Source organism: Pseudomonas citronellolis, assembly GCF_001586155.1.
In the GTDB taxonomy this organism is placed as follows: domain Bacteria; phylum Pseudomonadota; class Gammaproteobacteria; order Pseudomonadales; family Pseudomonadaceae; genus Pseudomonas; species Pseudomonas citronellolis.
On the sequence record NZ_CP014158.1, the window covers coordinates 2,933,104 to 2,958,214 of the forward strand.

20 protein-coding genes and 3 pseudogenes are annotated in these 25,111 nt (G+C 57.9%); 5 read left to right on the top strand and 18 right to left on the bottom strand.

The genetic code is table 11. From position 1 onward, the window contains the following. Positions 1 to 24: 24 nt before the first annotated feature. The 11 genes and pseudogenes from PcP3B5_RS31450 to PcP3B5_RS30680 all read right to left on the bottom strand — a co-directional run bounded on the left by PcP3B5_RS31450 (position 25) and on the right by PcP3B5_RS30680 (position 11,351). A complete protein-coding gene (locus tag PcP3B5_RS31450) occupies positions 25 to 903 on the bottom strand; it encodes a hypothetical protein (RefSeq protein WP_145923902.1) in 879 nt (292 codons plus the stop codon). A gap of 20 nt (positions 904 to 923) precedes the next feature. Further along, positions 924 to 1,301 (bottom strand): nuclear transport factor 2 family protein, encoded by a 378-nt coding sequence (locus tag PcP3B5_RS12965; RefSeq protein ID WP_061561490.1) that lies wholly within the window; start codon positions 1,299 to 1,301, stop codon positions 924 to 926. A gap of 11 nt (positions 1,302 to 1,312) precedes the next feature. Next, complete coding sequence (locus tag PcP3B5_RS12970; RefSeq protein ID WP_061561491.1) at positions 1,313 to 1,516, bottom strand: hypothetical protein; 204 nt, start codon at positions 1,514 to 1,516, stop codon at positions 1,313 to 1,315. Beyond that, positions 1,516 to 3,105, bottom strand: a complete 1,590-nt coding sequence (locus PcP3B5_RS12975; protein WP_061561492.1) for a phytoene desaturase family protein — start codon at positions 3,103 to 3,105, stop codon at positions 1,516 to 1,518. The genes PcP3B5_RS12970 and PcP3B5_RS12975 overlap by 1 nt, the downstream gene beginning before the upstream one ends. A gap of 265 nt (positions 3,106 to 3,370) precedes the next feature. Next, the gene (locus tag PcP3B5_RS32555; protein ID WP_420820168.1) at positions 3,371 to 4,243 is read right to left on the bottom strand and encodes a methyl-accepting chemotaxis protein; all 873 of its coding nucleotides are present in this window, start codon (positions 4,241 to 4,243) and stop codon (positions 3,371 to 3,373) included. A 33-nt stretch (positions 4,244 to 4,276) separates the two neighbouring features. Further along, a pseudogene (locus tag PcP3B5_RS32560) lies at positions 4,277 to 5,425 on the bottom strand (methyl-accepting chemotaxis protein); the annotation flags it as partial. A gap of 21 nt (positions 5,426 to 5,446) precedes the next feature. Then, positions 5,447 to 8,212 (bottom strand): winged helix-turn-helix domain-containing protein, encoded by a 2,766-nt coding sequence (locus tag PcP3B5_RS12985; protein ID WP_082816321.1) that lies wholly within the window; start codon positions 8,210 to 8,212, stop codon positions 5,447 to 5,449. Between the two features lie 138 nt (positions 8,213 to 8,350). Next, a complete protein-coding gene (locus PcP3B5_RS12990) occupies positions 8,351 to 9,151 on the bottom strand; it encodes an N-acyl homoserine lactonase family protein (RefSeq protein WP_061561495.1) in 801 nt (266 codons plus the stop codon). A gap of 79 nt (positions 9,152 to 9,230) precedes the next feature. Beyond that, positions 9,231 to 9,620 carry a carboxymuconolactone decarboxylase family protein gene (locus tag PcP3B5_RS12995; RefSeq protein WP_061561496.1) on the bottom strand — a complete coding sequence of 130 codons (390 nt, stop codon included), beginning with the start codon at positions 9,618 to 9,620 and terminating at the stop codon, positions 9,231 to 9,233. A 10-nt stretch (positions 9,621 to 9,630) separates the two neighbouring features. Further along, a complete protein-coding gene (locus tag PcP3B5_RS13000; protein ID WP_061561497.1) occupies positions 9,631 to 10,539 on the bottom strand; it encodes an NAD(P)-dependent oxidoreductase in 909 nt (302 codons plus the stop codon). Positions 10,540 to 10,562: 23 nt separating this feature from the next. Beyond that, positions 10,563 to 11,351 carry an SDR family NAD(P)-dependent oxidoreductase gene (locus PcP3B5_RS30680; RefSeq protein ID WP_082816322.1) on the bottom strand — a complete coding sequence of 263 codons (789 nt, stop codon included), beginning with the start codon at positions 11,349 to 11,351 and terminating at the stop codon, positions 10,563 to 10,565. A 301-nt stretch (positions 11,352 to 11,652) separates the two neighbouring features. Here PcP3B5_RS30680 and PcP3B5_RS13010 point away from each other — a divergent pair, with 301 nt between their 5' ends. Further along, positions 11,653 to 13,023, top strand: a complete 1,371-nt coding sequence (locus tag PcP3B5_RS13010) for an MmgE/PrpD family protein (RefSeq protein ID WP_061561499.1) — start codon at positions 11,653 to 11,655, stop codon at positions 13,021 to 13,023. Positions 13,024 to 13,069: 46 nt separating this feature from the next. On the opposite strand, the gene PcP3B5_RS30685 is transcribed toward PcP3B5_RS13010, so the two are convergent. From PcP3B5_RS30685 to fdhA, 6 genes are all read right to left on the bottom strand, one after another. After that, positions 13,070 to 13,714, bottom strand: coding sequence for an alpha/beta hydrolase (locus PcP3B5_RS30685; RefSeq protein WP_160336931.1), 645 nt, complete (start codon positions 13,712 to 13,714; stop codon positions 13,070 to 13,072). Between the two features lie 12 nt (positions 13,715 to 13,726). Beyond that, the gene (locus PcP3B5_RS13015) at positions 13,727 to 14,683 is read right to left on the bottom strand and encodes a VOC family protein (RefSeq protein ID WP_061561500.1); all 957 of its coding nucleotides are present in this window, start codon (positions 14,681 to 14,683) and stop codon (positions 13,727 to 13,729) included. A gap of 42 nt (positions 14,684 to 14,725) precedes the next feature. Then, positions 14,726 to 15,781 carry a maleylacetate reductase gene (locus PcP3B5_RS13020; RefSeq protein ID WP_061561501.1) on the bottom strand — a complete coding sequence of 352 codons (1,056 nt, stop codon included), beginning with the start codon at positions 15,779 to 15,781 and terminating at the stop codon, positions 14,726 to 14,728. A gap of 514 nt (positions 15,782 to 16,295) precedes the next feature. Beyond that, a complete protein-coding gene (locus PcP3B5_RS13025) occupies positions 16,296 to 17,252 on the bottom strand; it encodes a PDR/VanB family oxidoreductase (protein ID WP_061561502.1) in 957 nt (318 codons plus the stop codon). Between the two features lie 54 nt (positions 17,253 to 17,306). Continuing rightward, a complete protein-coding gene (locus PcP3B5_RS13030; RefSeq protein ID WP_061561503.1) occupies positions 17,307 to 18,110 on the bottom strand; it encodes an alpha/beta fold hydrolase in 804 nt (267 codons plus the stop codon). Positions 18,111 to 18,315: 205 nt separating this feature from the next. Further along, positions 18,316 to 19,515 carry a formaldehyde dehydrogenase, glutathione-independent gene (gene fdhA, locus PcP3B5_RS13035; RefSeq protein WP_061561504.1) on the bottom strand — a complete coding sequence of 400 codons (1,200 nt, stop codon included), beginning with the start codon at positions 19,513 to 19,515 and terminating at the stop codon, positions 18,316 to 18,318. Positions 19,516 to 20,298: 783 nt separating this feature from the next. Between fdhA and PcP3B5_RS30690 the strand changes: the two are divergent. Then, positions 20,299 to 20,767, top strand: a pseudogene (locus tag PcP3B5_RS30690) (tyrosine-type recombinase/integrase); the annotation flags it as partial. A gap of 81 nt (positions 20,768 to 20,848) precedes the next feature. On the opposite strand, the pseudogene PcP3B5_RS30695 reads toward PcP3B5_RS30690, so the two are convergent. After that, positions 20,849 to 21,099: pseudogene (locus tag PcP3B5_RS30695) on the bottom strand (IS5/IS1182 family transposase); the annotation flags it as partial. A gap of 434 nt (positions 21,100 to 21,533) precedes the next feature. Between PcP3B5_RS30695 and PcP3B5_RS13045 the strand changes: the two are divergent. The 3 genes from PcP3B5_RS13045 (at position 21,534) to PcP3B5_RS13055 (ending at position 24,657) form a co-directional block, all read left to right on the top strand. Next, positions 21,534 to 22,604 carry an ABC transporter substrate-binding protein gene (locus tag PcP3B5_RS13045; protein ID WP_203228549.1) on the top strand — a complete coding sequence of 357 codons (1,071 nt, stop codon included), beginning with the start codon at positions 21,534 to 21,536 and terminating at the stop codon, positions 22,602 to 22,604. A gap of 120 nt (positions 22,605 to 22,724) precedes the next feature. Next, entirely contained in the window at positions 22,725 to 23,585 is an 861-nt protein-coding gene (locus PcP3B5_RS13050; protein ID WP_009619743.1) for an ABC transporter permease, read from the top strand. After that, positions 23,578 to 24,657, top strand: a complete 1,080-nt coding sequence (locus tag PcP3B5_RS13055; protein WP_058072393.1) for a quaternary amine ABC transporter ATP-binding protein — start codon at positions 23,578 to 23,580, stop codon at positions 24,655 to 24,657. Before PcP3B5_RS13050 ends, PcP3B5_RS13055 begins: the two co-directional genes overlap by 8 nt. Positions 24,658 to 25,111 lie beyond the last annotated feature (454 nt).

Genomic DNA, 25,111 nt, shown 5'->3' on the forward strand with positions numbered 1-25,111 from the left:
TCAGGAGAACATTGCTGATCTGGATCAATTCACCGTTGTAGTCGATAACCTGTCCAGATCGCGAATGTTGCTTTCCAGATAGCGCTCGACTCCGCTAGGAGCCCAGTTTTGCTGGAAGTTGATTAGCTTGCTTCGAACGAACTGATAGCGGCGCTGGATGGGGTCTATATTGGCCGCGACGGCTGGTGATGACCGGGTTAGCTCTTGAAGCTCGGTAATGATTTGTGTATCAAGTCGCCGGTTCGTTTCTTCTGAGATGTCCAGGTTGCTTTTGGGAAGAAGAATGAAGGCTCGAGTCTGGTAGAGCAGTAGGATTTTCCCAATATTGAAGCTCAGAACATGAAGTGCTCTTCGTTCAGTTGATAGGGTGCTGGATTCGACTTTATAGCGAGATGAGAGTTTGCCGTCGAGCTGCTGTTGCAGGCGAAGTAGATTTTCAAGCCCGTGGCCATAGCGGTTAGTACCCTGCCTTGGTAGTGATTCGAGCTCATTCACTTGCTTATGCATTTCGTCTACCAACTGCAGTTCCGGTGCCAGTTGTAGATGCTCGCTAATCTGGCGCATGGCAGATAAGTCGGATCGGTATGTCTCCGGTCTTCTGGGGTCGATATTCTCTTCGTAGTCATTGAACTGTACGAGGACGTTAGAGCAGACGAGCAAGTTCAGAGAGCGCATTTGCTGTAGTTGCTGCGCAGTTACGTTGTTGGCAAGGGCGACGGGTGGCAGTAAAAGGACCCCGAGCAGCAGAGTAAATGGATTCTTCATTGAGTGGGTTTCCTCTTCAGGGCTGGCTCTCGACCATGCTGATTGTTGTTGTTCTTGGCGGAAGGGGAAGGCGTTAAGCGCCGACTTTGCAAAAGGAAGGAGCCGTATTCTGCTCTGTTTGCTGATGGCGGGCGGCATTGCGCCGCCCGCTCGTTTGTTCACTCCTGGAAGAACACTGCTGCTGGAGCGGTGTCCGCATACTCCTTCATGCTCCTTACTTTCCTGTCCCGTATAATGAATAAAAAGTGGTAGTCATTGATGTACTGCTTGCCGTTGGTTAATTGTGCTAGGCCGCTGGCTTCTACGGCAACGCGATCACCCTCTTCAGCCATGCCGTGAATGGTGAAGTTCATGCTGAGGATCAGGGGGCCGACTTGATCGAAGAACGCAGCGACCTGATCTTTACTGAGTTCGCCGGGGCCTGGCATCCAGAATCGTGCGTCGTCGCTGGCCAAGGCCAGTGCTGCCCGTGTATCTCCGGACTCCATGTGGCGCAGATAGTCGAGTACGAGTTGCTTGTTGGCTGATACGTTCATTGACGACTACCTTAGCGGCGGAACAGCATGCTGATGAGGAACCACACTAGTTTCGCGTTCAGCAGGCTGAATCCGCCTCGCATCTCCTGCGGTCGCAGTTGTGCAGTAATCGGCATCGCGCCGAAGGCGGTGCCCTTGAGAAGTAGTTGATCGCCGTCTCGCTCGAGCGCATCAATCTTCATCAGTTCGCTACCATCGGGGGAGTAGAGTTTCATCAGGCTACCTTGTTGAATTTGCCGAAGTTCATCTTTAGGTCATCGAACATACGCATTGCGGTTGCGCGACCGGCACCGAACACTCCGCCACCCGGGTGCTGGAACGGGCCAACCAGGTAGAAACGCTCCAAGCCGGGAACGGTGTTACGTCCGAGCTCAGGGGTTGGTCGATGCGCGCCAAATTGGTGTTGGTAGCCGGCAATTCCGTGGAGGTCACCCCGTTGGAAGCTAGGCGAAGTACGCTGCATATCGAGGGGGGTGTCGATGTGCTTCGCAATGATCAGGCTACTGTCCAAATTGTGGAAGAACGGCTGCATGCGGGTTAGCAGTTGCTCGGCATACGCCTCTTTGATTTCGTCCCAATGCTCCGGGGTGTGTTGGCCGACCTGGAAGGGGACATAGGCCCAGGCATGCATGGTCGCTTTACCTGCGGGAGCTCGGCTCGGGTCGATATTGGTCGGGGAGGCGAGAGCGAGCAGCGGGTTTTTCGGGAGTTCGCCATAACGCACGTCATCGAAAGAGCGACGGAACTCTTCGAGATTCACGGCAAGGAGCTCTATGAAGGCAGCCTTGTCAACGTGATCGCCAGCTTTGAAACGGAGCTTTTCGTTGAGTGCGGCATGGATGGTGATACAGGCGCAGGGTGAGGTTTGCGTGCGCTCGGCGCGGTCGAATACGGCTGGGGCTACGCCTGAGTCATCCAGATAATTGCGCAGTAGGTGTGGATGAATACCCCCGATTACTCCGTCACGGGCTTCGAATGTCTGACCGTCATGTGTGCGGACGCCAACTGCGCGACCTCCTCGGGTTTCGATCTTGGCGACATCGATGGAGGAGAGCACTTCACCGCCATGGTCGCGAATGCAGCGGATCAACGCATCGGTCAAGGCACCGCTGCCTCCGACAGGAATACCAATGCCGTATTTCTCCATGAAGCCAAGGAACATGAACAGGCTGATACCTGAGCCAAGCTCTTCGGGGCTCGCTAGGTTTTCACCAACCATGCGAGCGAAGTGCAAGCGGATCTTCTCGTGGCTGAACCACTCGCAGATGATTTCCCAACTGCTTTTCATCATGGTCGCGAACATCTCCCGACCTTCCGGGCTCTGATCCATCATGGCGAATTGTGCGCCCATAGGAACCGGTGCTGAATAGAGTGTGCCGAGTAGCATTGGGAGATAGTGAGCGGCAATCTCAGAGAATTTTAAGTAGGCTTCGGCATCCTTCTGGGAAAACCTGGCCAGCTCCTGGTAGTTCTTCTGACGGTCGCGATAAAGACTTAGGGTGCTGCCATCTTCGAATACAGAGATCAGCGGAGTTTCGGGATAGATGTACTTGAGTCCGTATTTACTGATCAAGCCAAGTTCGTCATTGCGGATCAGTGGATTGGCCTGGATGAAAATATGGCCGACGCTGTGTTGGTCGTGGCGAAAGCCTGGTACGGTCAACTCGCGAGTAACCACGCCGCCGCCGAACCAGGCGTTCCGCTCAAGTATCAGGACTTTCTTGCCGGCTGCGGCGAGGTAGGCTGCGGCGACCAGACCGTTATGGCCAGATCCCACTGCGACGATGTCGAAGGCGCTGCTCATGTCGTGACTTCCTATTGTTCTTGTGGGGGGCGATTGCCCACTTTGAACGATGCTAGGAAGCGACTTCAGGGTGAACACCTATCGATGGATAGTGCGGGAGGCAAGCATGGTGGTCGCGGGCAGGCAAAAAAAAGAGCGATCTCAGCCCGGAAGATTGAGATCACTCTAAAACCAATGTTGGAACGTGACGGGTCTCGAACATTTGGTGAATGGATGTTCCGCTTGGTTGGCGTTGCGGTCTCCTGTCGAAAGATAGTCGTGGGCTTCAGGTGTGGAACTGGCGCACCAACTGTTGCAGTTCACCACCCAATCGGGCCAATTCGCTGCTGGATCTAGCTATGTCATCGGTGGCAGCGGCCTCTTGGTCGGCAATGCCGCGCACACGCTCGACATTTTCGCTTATCTCACCGGCCACGGAGCTCTGTTCCTCTGAGGCGGTCGCTATTTGTAAGTTAAGCGATTCAATACTACTGACTGCGTCCGTGATTCTCGACAGGGCTGCACGTGTCTGCTCTCCATGGGCAACTGCTTCCTGGCTGAGCAAGGCACTGCCGGCCATTTGCTGTACCGCCTGCTCGGACATGCCCTGCAGTTCCGCGATCAAGGTTTCGATTTGTCGGGTTGAGTCTTGGGTCCGCCTGGCCAAGGCACGGACTTCGTCGGCCACCACTGCGAACCCTCGGCCCTGTTCTCCTGCTCTAGCCGCCTCTATTGCTGCATTAAGAGCCAGGAGGTTTGTTTGCTCCGCCACTGCTTTGATGACATCAAGCACTCCGCCAATCCGCTCGCTACCCTCATGCAGTTGGCGAATCATGTGCATGGAGAGCGCTACGTCATCGGCTAACCGGCCAATCTGATCGGCGCTTTGGCGCACGACTTGTTCGCCAGTACTGGCATGTTGGTTGGCCAGTCTCGCCGCGTGAGAGGCTTGCTCTGCATGCCGAGAAACCGCTTCGGCGCTGTGGGCCATCTGTTGGGTTGCTGTGGCTGCCTGCTCCGTTTCGCGCTGCTGGTTTCTTGCGCCTTCACTGCTTGTGAGGCTGGCTTGCTGAAGTTGGCCGGCGGCATTGTGCAGTTCATCGATGCTCTGGACGATTCTTTGGATCAAGTGGCGCAGACCAGAGCTCATAGAGCCCATCGCCTGGCAAAGTTGGCCAAGCTCATCACTACGCTGGGTTACTATGTTTTGGCTCAGGTCACCTGCGGCTATGGCTTGGGCAAGCGTCAGGGTTTGTCGTAGTGGAGGGACTATCAACTGCCGGATGACGATGCCGGCTATCAGCGCGAGGCCGATGATAATGATGGCGCTAACGCTTAAAAGACGAAGGATGTTCGAGGCCCGTTGCTCCATCAATTGTTTATGGCTAGAGAGCGCCTGATCTGCTTGTCTCAAGACTTGTTCGGCTTGTTGTTTCATCTTTTCAGCCGCGTGTTCATTGCTACTACGACTGGTTTGATAGTGTTGGAAAGCGATTCGATAGTTATCGAGCGCCGTTTCAGCTGCTTGAAGAATGTCTTCATGCTCATGTCCTATCCGATCATGAAGGCGCGAGACGTCACCTTCTGTGCCCTGCATGAGTTCCGTCCACTCCTTGAGCGCCTGATCCGAACCTAGTTGGGCGAAGGCAAATTCGCGAGTTCGTATTGCCAGCAGTTGGCGAAGCAGCGCGGAAGCATTTTCAGCGAAGGTCAGGGTGTCGGGGTTCAGCGAGCCCTGAGAGTTCATCACTTCGCGAAGTGAGCTGTACATATCCAGTTCAACGAACTCGAACTGGATGCGTGCCTCATCGGCTTGCTTCTGCATTACCTCAAAGGTCTGCAGTGCATCTTGTGTGCCGGCGACGAATTGATTGAATTGATTGCGGTAGGTTTGGACGCTAGTGCGAATATCGTTCAGGCGGTCAAGGCTAGTGGAGTCGCCTGTGCGAAGCTCTTCGACTCGTTGCTCAAGTTCATCTAGCCGTTGCCCGAGAATTTGCACCGAGTCTTCGTCGTGGCTCAAGGCAAAGCTCTTCTCTGCACTTCGCGCCTGCAGGAGAAGCAGGTTGATGTCGGCCATGGTTTGGCTCTGTTGGGCCCCTTCAAGTAAGCTTTTTGCCGACTGGATGGCTAGGCCAATCGCCGCCAGAGAGAGCACCGAGAGCATGCCAAAGGCCAACATGAGTTTACGGCCGACCGGAAGGTTAGTTAGGCAATTGAGGAGTGGCTGCAGCATTTTTTGTAGTCCTTCTTGGCTGCGGGCGAACAGATTCATCGCTGCGCCGAATAGGCGCAGCGAGTCGAGGCTAGGTGAGGGAGAGGGGGCTCGGCACCTATCCATGGATAGTGCCGAGCCAGAAGGTTAACGCAGGATGCCTAACTGCCGGGCACGTTCGGCTGCTTGGGAGCGGCGCCTAATTCCGATCTTGTCGTAGATCTGTTGCAGGTACCACTTCACCGAGCCCTCGGTCATCCCGAGCTTGTCGCCTATTTCGCGATTCAGCATGCCGACGGCAACCATTTTTAGTATGTCCAGCTCGCGACTATTCAGCGATCCCGCTATGGCTACCGGCTCGAGTGCAGGCAGGACCGGCTTGGCGGCAAGGGCGTCGTCATTCTGGAAGCGGCGCAGCAGTTCGGCGGCAAAGGCGTCCGTCTGTTCGCCGTCGATTTGGGCTGTCTGTAACTGCTCCCGTAGCAGACTATGTAGCCACGCCCCTTCATCCAAAAATACTCGGATGAAACCACCGGGAGCGGCCTGGAACATCGCGCGGCGAACAATTCGTAAAGCTGCTCGTTGATCGCCGGAAAGCAGGGAGATGTGAGCAATGATCAGGTCCCAGCGTAGGACACTGCGAATGGCGTCTGCAGAACTCATGTGGCGGTGCCACTGCTTGGCAAGGTTGAGTGCTTCGGGGAGCCGGTCCTCTGCTTGTGCTACCCGCACCCAGGCAAGGGCTCGAGCCTCATCGCGTGTAGTGATGCCATGATGCGGTGCCACGTGACTCGCCGGGGTGCGCAACTCATGCTTTCGGCCAAGGCGGATTACCGCATCGGTATTTCCTTGACGCAAGAGCCATTTGAGGCGCTCAGCAAGTGAGAAAAGACGGAGGCGCTCGAAGTCGTGCTTTTGCGCAAATATGTCGGCCTCATCAAGCATGTGGAAGGCATTGGTGGCATCGCCATCGATCATCGAGAGACGGGCTCTGGTCAGCCATCCGGCAATCGCCTGATCGACAAATCCCTGGAAATTTATTTGCGGAAGGTATTCCTCCAGTAGCTTGCGCGATTGGGCGATTTCGTCACGCTCATAGTGAATCTTTGCCAGGTGCATGGCTACCACGGCAGCCAGTGGGGAGCCCTTGCCGGCGATTCGCTCGGCTTGTTTGAGGGTTTCGTTTAGCGATTGCAGTGCGATAGCCACGCGGCCGGCAACGAAGCGTGAAGGTCCCAGAATCGCCTGGTGGAATACTTTACCGAGCGGGCTATCCAGGCGATTTAGGAACTCCGAGGCTTGCGTGTTCAGGCGCTCGATGTCACCGAGCTTATAGTGCTCGCGCCTGGTGTAGATCAATGCGGTGAACAGGCTGGCCCTCATCAAGGGATGTACATCGTCGCATTCGTCGATCAGGGTCCTGGCGCTTTCTTCCACCTGGACCATCTGGTCCGCCAACATGTGGAACATCATCTCTCTGTGTAGTACATGATTATTCAGTGAAGCCAGCTCCGATTCAGAGATCTCTCCTTCGGCCTTCAACTGTTCGATTCGCTGACGAGCAGTGCCCAGAAGCTTCTTGCAGGTCTCGAACTGCCAGCCCATCAGTAGCTTCCAGGTCTGAGCCAACATGATGCGCGGAAAGCGCTCCACGAGATGCCTGGGTATCTTGTCGACCAAAAGGTCGGCATTGCCGTCAATACTAAAAATCTGGTCGCAATGGGCGTCCATGATTTCTGCTGCTCGCTCGGCATCACCGCCGGCTAGCGCATGGTTGAATGCTTCTATATGCAGGTTGTTGTCGGATAGCCAGTCGCTTGCTCGACGATTGAGTTGTTCGAACTGAGCGGGATTGCGCTCTTTCAGATGACGTCGTAGAAATTCGGCGAACAAGGGATGGTATCGATGCCACTTCTGCTCATCATCCATCGGCAGGAGGAACAGCCCACGGGTCTCGCATTCGCGGAGCATCTCCTGGCTGTCATTGCTGTCGGTCACGTAGTTGCACAGTGGAACGCACAGGCGATCAAGGATTGCGCTCTGGATCAGGAAGCTCTGAACCTGCTCTGGTTGGCGGGTAAGCACATCTTGCAGAAAGAAGTCGGCGAATTGACGGCGTTCGCCGGTGAAGTTTGCTAGGTTAGAGAGCAGGTCTGGATCGCGCTGAAGCAGCATGGCCGCCAGTTTGAGTCCGCCAGCCCAGCCTTCGAGTCGCGATTCGAGGATATCGAGTTGTGACTGGTCCAGTGCTTCCACGCCATGCAACTCCATGAGTTGAGCAGTCTCTGCATGGGAGAAGCGCAAGTCTCTGGCGCCAATATCGTAGACTTGGCCATGCATGCGTTGTCGCGCTACTGAAAGACATGGCTCGCCACGGAAGGACAGGATGAAATGCAGCCCGGGCGGCGCGTGATCGATCAGCATTGAAAGCACGCGCACTGAGTCGCTTCCAGCCAAGTAATGAACGTCATCGACGAACACGTATAGGGGCGCAGGCTGGGTTCTGGTCATACCAAGGACAGCATTGAAGGCTTGTTGAAGGTTACTCTCGCCGACCCGGGATAGTTGCTCCTGTAGGGCATCTTCATATCCCGCGAGATCAATGGCTCCTTTGAGATGGGCAATGAAAGTGGGCAGGTCTCGACAATCGGCATCCAGCGTGAGCCAAGTAACCCGTTGGCCATGTTGCTTTAGCCAGCGGTGATGCTGGGCCATAAAACAGGTCTTGCCGTAGCCGGGAGGCGCCTGGAGCAAGGCGAGCACTGCATTTCCAGCTTCGCCGAAGCGTTTGGACAGTCTCGAGCGAGTAATCAGGCTGCTGGTTTCGGGGGGCGGTAGAAGTCGGGAGCCGATCAGAAATACTTGAGTCGATTCCCGATATTCGGATTCGGCATTGGAGGATGCAGTGCGCATGGGAACATGTCACCTTTTAAATCTGAGTCGATGATTCGACTTCTTGTTGATTGTTATTTGTACGTTTCGCTAGGCCTGAGGCCAAGCGCAGCGTGCAGACAAGCTCCGTTATCTCCGAAAGGGACGTGGACGTCCAGTTCAACTGCTGGGCGGGAGGTGTAGTGCTACTACGTCATTGTCGGCGGGACCGTGAAACGGGTAGCGTTCACGAACCAGCGGATCATGGCCGGGAATGAGATGTGCTGGTGAGTCGGCTAGAGCCAAGAGCTTTCGATAGCCGTCCAGCATATCGCCGACGTTGAAGACCACTGGGAATGGTGACTCCATTTCCATGTTGTCGTAATAGTGGCTCGCGTCGGAGGCCAGGACGACCCAGCCTCGGGCTGTGTGCACGCGTACGGCCTGCAGGCCTAGGGTGTGCCCGCCAACCTTGAGTAGCTCGATGCCGGGAGCCAGTTCGCTATCGCCATCGTGGAAGACCACTCGTTCCTGATAGACGCCGCGGACAATGTTGACCACGTCTTGGACATTGAAGGGCTGCCGTAGAGGCTTATAGAGCATGTAGCGCCCTGTGGCATAGCGCATTTCTGCTTCTTGTAGGTGGAAGCGAGATTGCGGGAGTAGATCCGTGTTCCCGGCATGGTCGTAATGCATGTGAGTGATCACGGTGTCGGTAATGTCTTGCGGGCGTAGTCCGAGAGCCTCGAGGGCTTTTATGGGGCAGCGTAGTAAAGTACGGCCACGGGCATCGGCCGCCTGCTGGTTGAATCCAGTGTCGACCAGGATGGTTTTTCCTTCACCGCGGATCAACCACACGAAGTAGTCCATTGGCATGGGCAAGTCATGGGCATCGTGAATCTCCATGAAGTTATCCTGACGACGACGTGCCACATGGGCATAGCGCAAAGCAAATACTTCGTGACACGGCAGGCTAGTCATGCTGGAGCTCCTTGAGTGCTTTCCATCTAGTTTTAGGTGCACCGTTCCACGGGAAGCGGTGCACCTTCTAGTTCTAGGATCAGGCGTTATGTTCGGCTTCCCAGGCCTTGATGGCCTCACTGGCTACGCGGAATCCGGCTAGGGCCAGTGGTACGCCACAATAAATCGCGGCCTGCATCAGAACGGCGCGGATCTCCTCTTTGGAAACACCATTGGTGAGTGCTCCTTTTACGTGCACGGCTAGTTCATGATGCTGGCTCATGGCCGTCAGCATGGCCAGGTTGACGATACTGCGGGTCTTGAACGGTAGGGTTTCGTTGCCCCAGATCGCCCCCCAGCAGTATTCCGTTACTAACTCCTGCATGGGCTTGTTGAAGTCGTCCGCAGCGGCCCAGGATCTTTCGACATGAGCGGCGCCAAGTACTGCTTTGCGGTTCTCGAAGCCTTTCTCGAACAATGCTTTGTCCATGCTGTTCTCCTTATTGGGATTTCGGGCGAGTAGGAACTTCGACGCCGGCCCATTGCTCGATCAAGCAGACCATGCGAGTGAAGTCGGCGTTGTCGCCGAAGGCGGCTCGCGTCATGTTCAGGACCTGGCGGACGGCGCTGCCAACTGGCATGGGGACGCCCATCGCTTCGGCTTCGTCAAGGCAAAGACGGGTGTCTTTCAGCGACAGAGCAGTGGTGAAGCCAAAGTCGAAGGTGCGTGGAAGAACGGCACGCGGCAGTTTGTCGGCTGTAGCGCTGTTTCGGCCGCTGCCGGCGTTGAACACGTCGAGCATGATCTGCGGATCGAGGCCGGCCTTGACCCCCATCACCAATGCCTCGGAAGAAACGGCAAGGGCGGTTACTGAGACCAGGTTATTGACCAATTTCATGGTCTGGCCTAGGCCGGGAGCTTCTCCACAGAAAATCACCTTGCCGAGGTTTTGCAGGATCGGCAGCACTTCGTCATAGGTCGCTTTGGGGCAGGAGGTCATCAGGGCCAGAGTACCTTTCTGCGCACCTGCGGCGCCGCCGCTTACAGGACAGTCGACGGCAACGATATTTCGTTTGGATAGCGCTTCTGCCACTAACTTGGCAGTACGCGGACCAGTGGTGGATAGGTCTACGAAAACACGAACCTTGCTACCGCTGACGATACCTTGGTTTCCCAGGGCGACTTTCTGTACAACGTCGGGGGTAGGTAGGCTGGCGAAGACGATTTCTGCCTGGGAGGCTACTGCTGCCGGGTCGGCAGCGCGCTTGGCGCCGAGAGCTACCAGTCGTTCGACGGCAGCTTCATTCAAATCGGATACGCTCAGATCGAAGCCGGCTTGTGCTAGGCGGGTGGCCATGGGTTCGCCCATAGTGCCGAGGCCGATGAAGCCGATGCTGGGTTGTGACATTTGCTTTGGGTCTCCTGGGTGGATCAACTGGCCAGCCAGCCACCGTCTACCGGTAGCATTGCGCCGGTGATATCGGTACCGGCGTCGCCGCTTAGAAATACGATGAGGTCGCCAACATGCCTGGCATCGTTGAAGCGCCCGGATGGTTGCTTGCCGGACAAGAAGCGGCGTACTGCTTCTTCTTCGCTCAAGTTTTCGCTCTGCCTAAGTGCCTCCACTCGAGCCGCGATTGAAGGGGTCCAGGTCGAGCCTGGAGACACCGAGTTGCAGGTGATGCCGAAGTCGAGGTTTTCCAGTGCAACAACTCGACTGAAACCGAGTAGCGCGCTTTTTGTGGTGACGTAATCGACCCGGTTCGGCGTGCCACGCATGCCGTAAATCGACGTTAGATTGATGATTCGTCCCCAGCGCTGTTCGCGCATTGCGGGAAGCACCCTGCGCGTGGCATGGAATACTGCAGACAGATTGACCGCGAGCGCTCGTTCCCAGGCCTCTACTGGAAACTCGTGAATTGGCGCGAAGTGCCGTGTCACCGCGTTGTTGATCAGGATATCGATGCCACCCAGGCGATTCGCGGCGTCATCGACCAGACCCTGTACGCCGGCTTCAGTGCTCAGGTCAGCAGGTTGATATCCGATACTGGAATTGTGTCGCTCGCTCAGCTCTGTACAGAGACTCGCCATATCTTCGGCTGGTGCTCGCCCATGCAGAATCACATTGCATCCTGCATTGGCTAGAGCTTCGCCTATGGCCAAACCGAGGCCCGCTGCCGAGCCGGTGATGAGTGCGCGTTTACCCGTTAATGGCCTCATGGCAGTCGTTTTCCGGAGGGAGTATTTGCCTCCACCCAGTCAGTGATTGTGACAAGCGAACTGGCCGGGGTGATAGAAACTGCCGGCATGTAAAGCGGATTGAGCATGTTGCCCTCGGTTTTGTTGGGCGGCAGCCCAAGGCAGTGCGTGCCGCGTGATCTTGTGTCGGCAGATTTGCGCCTTGGGTGTCTCTCAGGCACCTGCCGAAAGATAGTGTCGAGCCTGACGATGGATAGGTGCCTGCAGGTTGGACGGACGCATAACGTTGAGTCGTCCAGAGAACCTGCGAGGAGAGGTTCACATGCAAAACCGCGATACCCCGACAGAAGGAATGCCGGCCGTTACTCAATCGATTGCCAGCTTTGTATCGGCAGCAGATTGGGCGGACTTGCCCGATGAGGTCCGCCATGAGGCTAAGCGAGCGCTGGTCAACTACTTCGCGGTTTCACTGGCCGGGTGCAATGACCCGGATATTGTGACGGCGCGAACTCTCTACAAGCAGCTTCATGCCGATGGCGCCGCTTCTGTCATTGGGTGCTCGGAGCGAGTGGGAATGCTGGATGCGGCAGCGCTGAATGCGATGAGCGCCAATGTCTTTGACTTCGATGACACTCATATCCCAACCATTATCCATCCAACGGCCCCGGTGGCTGCAGCGTTATTGGCATTTGCTGAGGAAAGAAAGGTCTCGGGTGTCCAGTTCATGTTGGCCTTGGTGCTGGGCATTGAAATCGAGTGTCGGCTGGGGATGGCAGTGCATCCTTGGCATTACCAGCGTGGTTGGCACATCACTTCGACCTGTGGAGTTCTCGGTGCGGCAGTGGCTGTCGGCAAGCTGCTAGGGCTGGATGTACATCAAATAATTTGGTCGCTTGGTAATGCCAGTGCTCAGGCTTCGGGGCTGGTGGAAACCTTGGGCAGTGCTGCAAAAAGTCTGAGCGTGGGAAATGCTCCGCGGAACGGCATCTTGTCTGCATTGCTCGCTCAGAGAGGATTTGCCGGCCCAGAATACCCATTGGAGGGAGGGCGTGGATTCTTGCATGTGATGGGGGATCAGCCTCGATTCGACGAAATAACCAGGGGGCTTGGGGAGCGTTGGTCGATTTCGGCTAATACGTACAAACCTTATCCCTGTGGCGTAGTGCTGAATCCGGTAATCGAGGCGTGCATTGCCCTGCGAAAGGATCCCGGCTGGTCGTTCAAGGAGGTGAGTCGGGTCGAGTTGACTGGCCATCCTCTGCTCAGGCAGCGCACTGATCGGCCCGGAATCAAACTAGGGCGTGAGTCCCAGGTGAGTGCCCAGCATGCGGTGGCCGTTACCCTTGCAACGGGCAAGGCGGGCCTTGGGCAATTTAGCGATTCTGCGGTGGCTGATCCTATGCTGCGAGCTCTGTATCCATTGGTTGTTTTTCATGATGACACTGAATATTCAGTGGAGTCGGCAACGGTGCGGATTTGTCTTGAGTCGGGATGCTACCTGGAGCATCACGTTGCGGCGGCGAAGGGAGGGCTGACTATCCCGCTCTCTGACGCTGAGTTGGAGGACAAGCTCAGAACGCTGGCCGTTCCAACTGGACTCTCGCGTAAGGTCGATCGGCTTTTGGAGGCGATCTGGTCGTTGGATCGGTGTGAGGACGTAAGCTCACTTTTGGTTTTGGCTACCGGCGACTGAAAAGAGCAAGGCCACCCCGAAGGTGGCCTTTTTCATAACCTGAATATCAGTTGGTGAATATACGCTGTAATAGGGCTCGGCCAAGATCTACTTCGGCATCGCTGACCTGATGTTCTCGGCCTGGGTAAACATGCAGTTCTGCTTTTGCCCCCATTGCCTGGAATGTCGCCAGAGTTTCCTGGGTGCGGGCCAGGGGTACCCAGGGGTCATTGTCACCGTTGGTGAGCAAAATCGGTGTGCTGTCCAGCTTGGGATGACTCTCCCAGGCAAGACCCTCTGGGCCGATCAGTCCTCCTGTGAACGCTATAAGCCCACCCCAGCGTTGGGGGTACCGATATAGGTATTCACATGCCAGGCAGGCTCCCTGAGAAAATCCAACCAAGACGATCCGTGAGCGAGGAACGCCAAGTCCCTCTAATTCCACGACCAACCACTCGAGCCGTTGTAGAGCAAAATCCAGGTGGGGTTGGTTGTTCGCCAGCGGGGCCATGAACTTGTCTGGATACCACGAGTTGCCTGCTGCTTCTACGGCGATATATGGCGCCTCGGGTAGATCGATTCGTTTAGCGACAGCGAACATGTCGGCTGGGCTTTGGGTACGGCCGTGAATGAGTATGACTGCTCGACCTACGGCCTCGGGCGCTGGGCCCGAGGCGTAAGTTGGCAGGTGCAGATGGATGTTGTCGCTCATCTGCATTAGGCCTCAGTATTTCAGCGGTTCGAGGTAGGCCGCGATTTCCTGAGCGCGGGCACCGAGTTGTGGAGGGATCTGAATGGTTTTACCCAGGTCCTCGAATGCTTCGTCGACCAGGAAGCCTTCGGGTTTGGATACCGCGGCTTCGAACAGCGCGCCGCCCGGGGTGCGGACGTAAACTGAGTCGAAGTAGCCGCGGTCCTTGCGATCGGAAACATCGGTGTAGCCCAGGCCCTCCAGGTGCAGCTTGACGCTCTTCTGGATTTCCAGGTCGGTAACTTCGAATGCGCAGTGGTGAACAGTCCCTTCGCCATAGCTCCATGAGCCTTGGGGCAACTCGGGCTGAAGCTGGAAGTCGATGATAGTGCCTGAGCCGCCATTACCGACTTCGTAGCGGGTGAAGGCGCCGTCGTTCTCCTTGAGCTTGCCGCTCCAGCCGTAGTGCATGAATTCGGCCGAGTTTTCCAGGTCGCGTACCGACACGGTAATGCCGTGGGTGCCACGAATTCCGAATTCAGATGGAATGACGCCGTTGGAGTAGGGCGTGCGATCATCATCGGCGATACCCACCAGCTCGTAGCAGATGCCGCACGGATGAGCGAAGTGCAGCAGCTGCTCGCCAAAGCGCTCCTGGAATTCGGGCTTGAACCCATGGCTCTCCAAGTGCTTGGCCCAGAATGCCAGCGATGATACTGGAACGGACAGTGCGAGGGTTTTGATCTGGCCGCTTCCAGGACGTCCCATGCGGCCCGACTGGCGCATTGGGAAGCAGGTGACCAGAGTGCTCTCTTCGCCGGTGTCGTTGCCGTAGTAGAAGTGGTAGATCGGTTCACTGCCGTCATATAGACCGGTCTTTTTGACGCTCTTCAGGCCCAGGACCTTGGTGTGAAAGTCATAGTCTTCCTGGGCGCCGCCAACATTCAATGTGATGTGGTGATGACGCAGGATGTGCGGATTGAGTTCCATAACGTTCTCCTATTGTTGATGCTTTTGAACGTGGTATTGCAGTTAAGGACGGGTGCCGTTGAAGGCGTTTTCGAGCAACTCGCGTATGGCTGCAGGCTCGATCGGTCGGGGGTTCCAGTAGGGGGATGAGCAGGCGATCTCTACAGCCCGGGCGAGATCGCCTTCCTTCATTCCGATGTCTGCGAGGCGGGTGGCCGCTCCGTGTTTGTCCGCAAGATCGAATAGGCCTTGTGCCGCGTTTCCGACGCCCAGTGCGCGAGCGATGCGTGCCATGGCGTCGGGAGCAGCCTTCGCGTTATAGGCGGTGGCATGTGGCAGTACCACCGTGTGGGTTTCGGCGTGGGGAAGGTCGAAGCTGCCGCCCAAGGTGTGGCACAGCTTGTGGTGGATGGACATGCCGACGGCTCCGAGACAAACGCCGCATGCCCATGCGCCAAACAGCGCATCCGAGCGTGCTTCCTTGTCTTGTGCATTGGCATGAATGCGTGGAATGGCTCGGCCGATGGCGGCGATGCCTTGTTCTGCAAGCATCGAAATCAGCGGATTGGCATCTTTGGAATACAGAGCCTCTACAGCGTGCGCTATAGCGTTCATGCCGCTGGTGACGGTCATCTGTGCTGAGAGGCTCAGCGTTAGGTCGACGTCGTAGATGATGACTTCCGGCAGTACCTTGAGGGTACGCTGGGTAGTCTTCAGACCATTCTCGGTTTGCCCGATGATCGGGGTGGCTTCAGAGCCTGCGTAGGTGGTTGGAATGACGATTTGTGGCAGGTCGGTGTTGAGTGCGATCGCTTTGCCTAGGCCGATGGTTGAACCGCCACCCAATGCCACCACGCAATCGGCGCCGCTGCTTTTGACAACGGCCAAGGCATCACGTGTTACCTCGACGGGTGTATGCATAGTGGCGTTGTCGTAAAGCCCTACTGCGAGTTCGCCAAGCTGCGTTACTAGCGCTTCGCCTGAAGTGCGTTGGAATGGCGTGGTCAGCACAAGGGCGCGAGAGCAGCCAAGTGCGCGGATCTCATCGGATACCTGGGCCAAGGTGCCGAAGCCAAAAATGACTCGCGAGGGTAGGGCGTTGTAGATGAATGGCTGCATGTCGCGCTTCGTCTCCCGGTGCTGAGGCGCCTTAAGGGCGCTTTGATGTCTATGCAGATTGGGAGAAGAAACGGTGTTAAACACCTGACGAAAGATAGTGGGACGTGGCCTGTCAGCAGATGGGTAATTTGGTGTGTTTCTGCCGCAAGTCTCGCTCTGGCGATCCTTGGGGGGATAACGATGAGTTAGTCGGCTCGCTCGCAGTTACCCGTATGCCCGCCCCGCGATCTTTTCGACATTCGTGTCCTGGAGGTTTTGGAAAGCGAATTCGCATTCTTTGAGAATGGGGATGGGTGGACTTACCGGCGTACTTTGAGCGAGCTGCTCCCTTGTGCTATTGGCTTGGAGTGTCTGGGTATAAGGTCAGGGCATTTGGTGTTGGTTTGACTAGAGGGGTGGGCCAGATGCCCTCCGTGCAGTGGTGGCTATATCGGTCAATAGCTGAATTTGACGCGCTTGAAGGTGCTCACTTGATTTAGGGGGCCGGAGGCCGAGGCGGTGGCCTCCAGTTTCATTAGATGTCCAGTTCCAGCGTGTCGCTCTTGGCTCGCGAAACACAAATCATCATGCTTTTACCCTCCGCCTTGGCTGCGTCGGACAGCACGAAGTCGCGGTGTTCTGGGGTGCCCGAGAGAACCCGGGTTTCGCAGCTGGAGCAAAGTCCTTCCCTGCAGGAAAAGGGGACAAAGTGGCCGTTGTCTTCCAGTGCTTCAAGGATGCTCTTTTCTGCAGGTACATCTAGTTCCTCACCCGTGCTATTCAGGATGATTTTGAAGCCTCGATTGTTGGAGGTTTCCTGGGTTTTGCCAGAGAACCATTCGAAGTGCACGTTTTCGCTCGGGCGACTCTTTGCGGCATCTTCTACGCGCTCCATCAGAGGGGCGGGGCCGCAGCAGTAAATGTGGCTATAGGCCGGCATGGCGGCTACCGTTGATTCGATATCCAGCGGTTGGCCGCCATTTTCATCCAGGAAGTACAGTGACAGATTGCCCGCGCCTAGTTCTTGCAACTCCTCATAGAAGGCCGCGCGTAGTCGACTGCGAGCTAGGTAGTGCAGCGTCCACGGTTTTTCATTTGCAACGCACCAATGGATCATTGCAAGTATGGGGGTGATCCCGATCCCTCCAGCGATAAAGCTGTAATGGTCCCCATTCTCAAGCAAGGGGAAATTGTTACGTGGTGCGCTGATGCGCAGTTTCCCGCCTACCTTCAATCCTCCATGCAGCAAGCGGGAGCCGCCGCGGCTTTGTGGCGATAGTCCGACACCGATCTTGTAGCGATCGCGTTCACGAAAATCATTGCAGAGAGAGTAGTGGCGAATCAGCCCGTTGGGCAGATATACCTCTAAATGGGCCCCGGGCTCGAAAGGCGGAAGATCCCGACCTTGCGGGTCTGCCAACTCAAAGCTCAATACATCCTTGGCTTCGGCATTGATTGCCGTTATCACTGCATCGAGTTGTCCTGCAGACATGGTGTGACTCCGGATTTAGAAAAGAGAGCGGCGCCGGCGATGCCGGCGCAGGTATCAGGCGAGGAAGTTGGATACAGATGCACGTGCTTCGCTCGACTCATCGAGAACTAGATGGCCTGCATTTGGGAAAAACTGCAGCTTTGCGTGAGGGACAAAGCGATGCCAGTGCTCTGCCTGGCCTGGAGGAACGATGCGATCGTTCTCGCCCCAGATCAGCAGAGTGGGCATGTGGATGCGATGAAGCCAGTTGGGGAGCTTGGCATTGGTCATGACTCCATCGCGAGAGATGCGTGCTACGGAGTTACCTTCCCTCATGCGCATCGCGCCGAACTCGTTATCCGGTGTCGTGGGTAGGAATGGTGCTAGCGTGGCCAGGTCATTCACCAGGTAGGAAGGGATCTCCTCTGGAGGAATCACCATAAAGTCCGGTTGTGGGTGCTCTTTGACATCAAGGCCTGCGGGGGCAATCAGGACAAGCTTATCGATTTGGTGGCCATGTTGAATGGCATATTCAGCAGCCATACGTCCGCCCAGCGAAAAGCCGACCAGATGGAAGTGATCCAATTCCATGGCATCGAACAACTCTTGGTAGTGTTGAATGTAGTCTTGAATGCTCTCGATGTTTGGATTGTTGTCGGACTGTCCGAAGCCAGGATGGTAGGGAAGAATTACACGGAAGCGGTCTGTCCACGCGCGGGCGAAATCAATGCCGTGCCACGTCCCGCCTCCATGCAGGAAGACCAAGGGTTCGCCGGTCCCTGCAGTGTAGACAACCGTATCGCAACCATCGATGGAGTAGAGGTGGCGTTCGAAACCGGAATGGTCGACGCGCGAATCACCGAAGCTGTTGTTGGACATTGTTTGCTCCTGAGGCGCTATTGGGATAGGTGCCTCAAGAGTCGGTGAGGTGAGGTGGATGGACACCTATCCTTGGATAGAGTGAGCGGCTCTATCATAGAAAGCTCAAAGCTTCCTACGTTGCTTGATTGGTCGTGAGTCTCGCGAAATATAAAAGCCAGAGAGGCTTTTGCCTCCCTGGCACACTCAGGGAAGTTGACGCAAATTATGCTGCGCGGAACAGGTTGTGCGGGTCGATGACGAATTTCTTCGGCACGCCGGCATCGAACTCGCCGTAGCCTTTCGGCGCCTCGTCCAGGGTGATGACTTCCACCCCGACGATGTCGGCGATCTTGATGCGGTCCCACATGATCGCCTGCATCAGCTGGCGGTTGTACTTCATCACCGGGGTCTGGCCGGTGTGGAAGCTGTGCGACTTGGCCCAGCCCAGGCCGAAGCGGATGCTCAGCGCGCCGTGCTTGGCGGCGTCGTCCACCGCGCCCGGGTCCTCGGTGACGTACAGGCCCGGAATGCCGATCTGGCCGGCTACCCGGGTGATGCCCATCAGCGAGTTGAGCACGGTGGCCGGGGCTTCGTGCTGCGAGCCCGAGTGGCCGTGGCCGCGGGCTTCGAAGCCCACCGCGTCGACCGCGCAGTCCACTTCCGGCTCGCCCAGCAGGTCGGCGATCTGCTCGTGCAGCGGGGTGTCCTTGGACAGGTCGGCGATCTCGAAGCCCTGGGCCTTGGCGTGGGCCAGGCGGGTCGGGTTGACGTCGCCGATGATCACCACCGCGGCGCCCAGCAGGCGGGCGGAGGCGGCAGCGGCCAGGCCCACGGGACCTGCGCCGGCGATGTACACGCTGCTGCCCGGGCCGACGCCGGCGGTGACCGCGCCGTGGTAGCCGGTGGGCAGGATGTCGGACAGGCAGGTCAGGTCGCGGATCTTCTCCATGGCCTTCTCGCGATCCGGCAGCTTCAGCAGGTTGAAGTCGGCGTAGGGCACCAGCACGTATTCGGCCTGGCCGCCGACCCAGCCGCCCATGTCGACGTAGCCGTAGGCGCCGCCGGCGCGGGCCGGGTTGACCGTCAGGCAGACGCCGGTGTGCTGCTCCTTGCAGGTGCGGCAGTGGCCGCAGGCGACGTTGAAGGGCACCGAGACCAGGTCGCCGATCTTCATGGTTTCCACGCCGCGGCCGATCTCCACCACCTCGCCGGTGATCTCGTGGCCGAGCACCAGGCCGGTGGGCGCGGTGGTGCGGCTGCGCACCATGTGCAGGTCGGAGCCGCAGATGTTGGTGGAGACCACCCGCAGGATCACCCCGTGGTCGATCTGCTTGCCTTGCGGGTCCTGCATCTTGGGATAGGGGATGTTCTGAACTTCGACCTTACCTGGGCCGAGATAAACCACACCACGATTGCCAGACATGTATCGCCCTCTTTTGTTCTGGTTGTTAATACTTGTTCACCGCTGCCGCTGGTGTTTCAGGATATTTAGGGATTCGATTGTCCCAATCTTCATCCCTGCCAACCGTGCTTGACTGCCATTGAGGTGTGCACCTATCTATCGATAGTCGTGTCGATACTTCTCACATCGTAATGTAGGCGTTTATTTATTTGGTCACAGTCTCTGATGGTAATGGGGTGGGGCGAAAATGGAGGGTAAGAGGGCTGCCATTTACTATATGAAGGATTGAGGTCGCGGGGAAGAATATATGATGCTCATTCCTGTTCTTCAGTTTGTGCGTAAAGACTATCGTCTAAAGTTCTCTGGAGCTACGACATATAAGCATGCCGCCTATCAAGGTTGCTTCGGATGGACTTGAGTAGCTAGTAGATGTCTTCCTTGGAAGAAAAATTGAGGTTGGGGTTGCTTGATTGTCCGAATAAGTCCAAAATTGTGTCCGCTGCCCGAGCAGTTGACTGGGAAATTACTTCTAATTCAATAGAATAGGGTTCGAATTCAAGACCCGTTTCCCGCTCCAAATATCGATCTGCAGATGTCCACTGGCATTTGCAAGTCACTGAAAAAAGGGCCGAAAGGCCCTTTTTTCGTTCTGGCGAAAACCACTGGAATCCACTCCCAGCCAGGACTTTCAAGTCCATTTTCAAGTACAGGCTTTTCGGGGGAGGGCGCTTTCCGGATTCCTGCTGGAGGAGCGTGGTCGGCGAGACAAGCATCGGGTCCTGACTCTCTTTCAGGAGCCAGGTCATGGCACTCAAAGACATCGTCGTCCGGCAAGCCCGGGCTACCGGCAAGGACTACACCCTTCCTGATTTCGACGGCCTGTCCCTGGCCGTGTCCGCCAAGGGCAACAGGTCCTGGCATTTCCGCTACTACTGGGCTGCCAAGCAGCAGCGCATGTCTTTCGGAACCTATCCGGAGGTCAGCCTTCTCGAGGCGCGCGCTGCTGGCGAAAGGCATCAATCCCAAGATCGATCGCAAGCAGAAGTTCCGAGCTGTGTGCCTGGCTGCGGAAAACAGCTTCGAATCGGTGTATCGGCAGTGGCTTGGCCACCGCGAACTGGAGCTCAAGGAGGGGCGGCAGAGTACGCTTTCGCAGATTCGGCGCATCTTCGGCAAGGAGGTGCTCCCCACCCTGGGCTCGGTATCCATCTACAACGTCCGTCGTCCCGACTTGCTGGATGTGTTGGATCGGATCGAGCAGCGCAGGGCATTATTGCCGGAGCTTTCGAGCAGCGCTCGCTAAGTACCAGGATCGCAATGGAGGTTCCCAGGGCCGAACTGGCGATTGCCATTGAATCTTGGTGGTCAGGCCACCTCGGCTACGCCCCAACGCATGATCTGGCGGCTCTTCCGACCCCCCTTTTTTCCGGCGTTTGAAGAGGCTCGGGTTGCACGCACTGCGCTGGAGTCGATCATCCAGGTGTCCAGATCAAACAGACCTTCCTGATTCGACCGGACATGCAATCGCTCAAGTACTCGGTCAAACGTGCCCTCGTCTCGCCAATCACGGAACCGTTGATACATCGTCGACCAGGGGCCGAAGCGTAGCTACCAGCCAAGCGCAATGAGCGTGCAGCCGAAAGCTACCTGAACAAGATGCTCGAGCGTCATGCTCGACCGATGATCGTGCGAGTAGAGCTTCCCAGCGGGTTTACATACAAACCGCAGCCACTGCGCCACGACGCCCGCAGGCCCCCCGCATCTGGCCTGCAGCACGGTGCAATGTGCGAATTCTGCCGGCAATCGTCCTTTTCCTTATAGGCCGCGTAGCCCTGGCCGCCTCAGAATCGATTCCGGTCAGGATTTCGTGAGCGGGGCGGGTCGCTCGGCCCGTCGACGGACTCCAATCGAAAGTCAGCCGTTACATCGGTGCTTGGCCCGGGAATGCCTGGTTTGCGCCAAGCGAATGCGGCCGGCGCTGTGGCTTGTGAAGTTGTTCCCCAAGTGCTCTTTCGGAAACTAGAAGAGGGTGGTCGTAAATGAAAACAACAAAACAAATGACCCTGGATTTTGCACAAGGAGCCGGTGCCGCAGGTAAGGGGGCGCACGCGATGAAAGCGCTGCTGTCCTGCACGCCGCTATTGTTGGGCCTGGCCGGGTTCGCGCCGCTTGCCCAGGCGGCGGAGTGCGGCACGGTGACGATCGCGAGCATGAACTGGGCCTCCGCCGAGCTGCTCGCCGAGGTGGACAAGTTCATTCTGCAGAACGGCTATGGCTGCGATGCCAGCATCGTGCTGGGCGATACCGTGCCGACCCTGACCTCGATGGCGGAGAAGAGCAAGCCGGACGTGGCGCCCGAATCCTGGACCAGCCTGCGGCCGCCCATCACGCAGAAGAACATCCAGGAAGGGAAGCTGCTGATCGCCGGCAAGGCCTTCACCGAAGGCGGCGTGCAGGGCATCTACATTCCCAGGTTCATCGTCGATGCCCATCCCGACATCAAGACCATCGCCGATGCCTTGAAGCACCCCGAACTCTTCCCCGACCCGGAAGACCCGTCGAAAGGCGCCTGGTCCGCGGGGCAGCAGGGCTGGGGCGGCACCGTCATCGCCAGTCAGTACTACAAGGCCTACAAGGCCAGGGACGCCGGCTTCAACCTGGTGGACACCGGCTCGGCGGCCGGCCACGACGGCTCTCTCATCCATGCCTACGAGCGCAAGAAGGGCTGGATCGGCTACTACTGGGAACCCACTTCGCTGCTTGGCAAATATGAAATGGTGCGGCTGTCCTCGGGCGCTCCCTACGACGAGGCCGAGTGGAACCGTTGCAACAAGGTGGAGAAGTGCCCGGACCCGAAACCCAATGAATGGCCGGCCGATGAGGTCAACACCATCGTGACCAGGACATTCGCGGAGCACGCCGGCCCCGCCTACAAGTACCTCTCGACCCGCTCCTGGCCCAATGCGCTGGTCAACCGGATGCTGGCCTGGATGGCGGACAACCAGGCCACCGGTGAAGACGGCGCCAAGGCGTTCCTGAAGAGGAACCCGGATGTCTGGGTGAAGTGGGTCGACGCTGACGCTGCCGAGAAGATCAAGTCGGCTCTGTAATGCGCAGCATGGCGCGGTGCGTACCATTGCGCTGCGCTCTCTCGGCCGGGAGAAAACAAGAATGAGCCCGGCATATCGGAAAAGGGCAATCACATGAGCTGGTTTCAGGATTTTCCCCAGATGGACGATGACTCCCTGCGCAGCCTCAAGCAGGTCATCGACGAGGGCTTCCGTTCGTTCACCCGTGGCCATGGCGATAGTATCGAGAACTTCTTCGCCCCCCTGCAGAAGTTCCTGCTGCTGTCCGAGCGTTTCATGACGCAGACGCCCTGGCCGATCATCGTTCTCATCGTCCTGGCCATCGCCTGGGTCGCCAGCCGCAGCCTGAAGGTGGTGCTGGGCGCGCTCGCCACCCTGCTGGCGATCGGTTACTTCGGCATGTGGGACGACTCCATGCGCACGGTATCGATGATCTTCGTCTGCACCGTGCTGTCGATCGCCATGGGCTTGCCGATCGGCATCCTGATGGCGCGCTCGGAACGCCTCCAGCGCCTGGTCAACCCGGTGCTCGACGTGATGCAGACCATGCCCAGCTTCGTCTACCTGATCCCCGTGGTCATGCTGCTGGGCATCGGCCGGGTGCCGGGGCTGATAGCGGTGGTCATCTATGCCATCCCGCCGATGATCCGCATGACCAACCTGGGCATCCGCCTGGTGGACAAGGACGTGCTCGAGGCGGCCGACGCCTTCGGGTCCTCCAGCTGGCAGAAGCTGCGGAACGTCCAACTGCCCCTGGCGCTGCCGACCATCATGGCCGGCATCAACCAGACGATCATGATGGCCCTGGCCATGGTGGTCATCGCCTCGATGATCGGCGTGCAGGGCCTCGGCCAGCCGGTGCTGAAGGCGATCGCCAACCAGTACTTCACCCTCGGCATCTTCAACGGCCTGGCGATCGTCGGCATCGCCATCATCTTCGACCGGATCAGCCAGGCCTACGGGCAGCGGCTGCAGAAACACCTGGAGGTGGTCCATGGCTGAGCGGCAGTTCGACGGCATCAGCATTCGCAATCTCTACAAGATCTTCGGCCCGGACGCGGCGGCCCACGTCGAGGCGGTGAAGCAGGGCATGGGCAAGACCGAGCTGATGGAGCGCTTCGGCCACGTCCTGGGCCTGAAGGACATCAACCTGGACATGCCGGCGGGCTGCATCCAGGTGATCATGGGGCTGTCCGGCTCGGGCAAGTCCACGCTGATCCGCCACATCAACCGGCTGATCGACCCGACCGCGGGCGAGGTGCTGGTCAACGGCGTGGACGTGGTCAAGATGAGCCAGGCCGAGCTGCGCGGGTTCCGCCGCCAGCAGACCGCGATGGTGTTCCAGAAATTCGCGCTGCTGCCCCACCGCAACGTGATCGAGAACACCGTCTACGGCCTGGACATCCAGAAGCTGCCCCGCGCCAGGAGCCTGGACATCGCCATGCGCTGGATCGAGCGAGTGGGGCTCAAGGGCTTCGAGAAGAAGTACCCCAACCAGTTGTCCGGCGGCATGCAGCAGCGCGTGGGCCTGGCCCGCGCGCTGGCCAACGACGCGCCCGTGCTGCTGATGGACGAGGCCTATTCGGCGCTCGACCCGCTGATCCGCATGGACATGCAAAGCGTGCTGCTGGACCTGCAGAAGGAGATCAGGAAGACCATAGTATTCATCACTCACGACCTCGACGAGGCCCTGCGCCTGGGCGACCAGATCGCCATCCTGCGCGACGGCCAGGTCATCCAGCAGGGCAGCAGCCAGGACATCGTCCTGCGCCCCGCGGATGACTACGTGGCGAACTTCGTCAAGGAGGTCAACCGGGGCCGGGTGCTGCACGTCGAGGCGGTGATGACGCCGGCGCGCGCGGGCGCCGCTGCGAGCGGGATGACCATCCCCGCCGGCACCACGGTGGAGGAGGCGGTGCGCACGCTGGCGCTGGCGCCGGACGGCGACGTCACGGTGGTCTCGCCGGGCGGGAAGCCGCTGGGCACCGTGACCTTCCGCCGGCTGGCGGAGGCCATGGTCAATGCGCGGGAGCTGCCGAACCCGCGTAGCCAGGGGGTGGCGGCGGTGCGCTGAGTCTGCTCGGGAGCTCGAGTCCCTTTGCGCCCGTAATGCTGTTCATCCAAGCGCTGCCCTGGTTCAGCGAAGGCGTTCCAATCCTGGCTCCGCCCCTCACCCCAACCCTCTCCCAAAGGGAGAGGGGGCCGTTCGGAGTGGGCGGTGAATGCTGAGTCATCCTGATCACGGTTATCCGCCGTTAGCTGTGCCACCAGGGTGACCGGTGTGTGGCCGGTGAGTCCAATCGCGGACAGAGTCCGCTCCTACGCCCGCCGGCAAACCACCCCGTAGGATGGTGTTGAGCGAAGCGATACCCATCACCCCGACCGCATGGGTTTCGCCAAGGCTCAACCCATCCTACGAAGAGCGCCTCGGCGCAGCCGGCAAGACTGTTGCTCCTACACCTTCCGGCAAATATGACGCCGCGTAGGATGGCGTTGAGCGAAGCGATACCCATCACCACCACCGCATG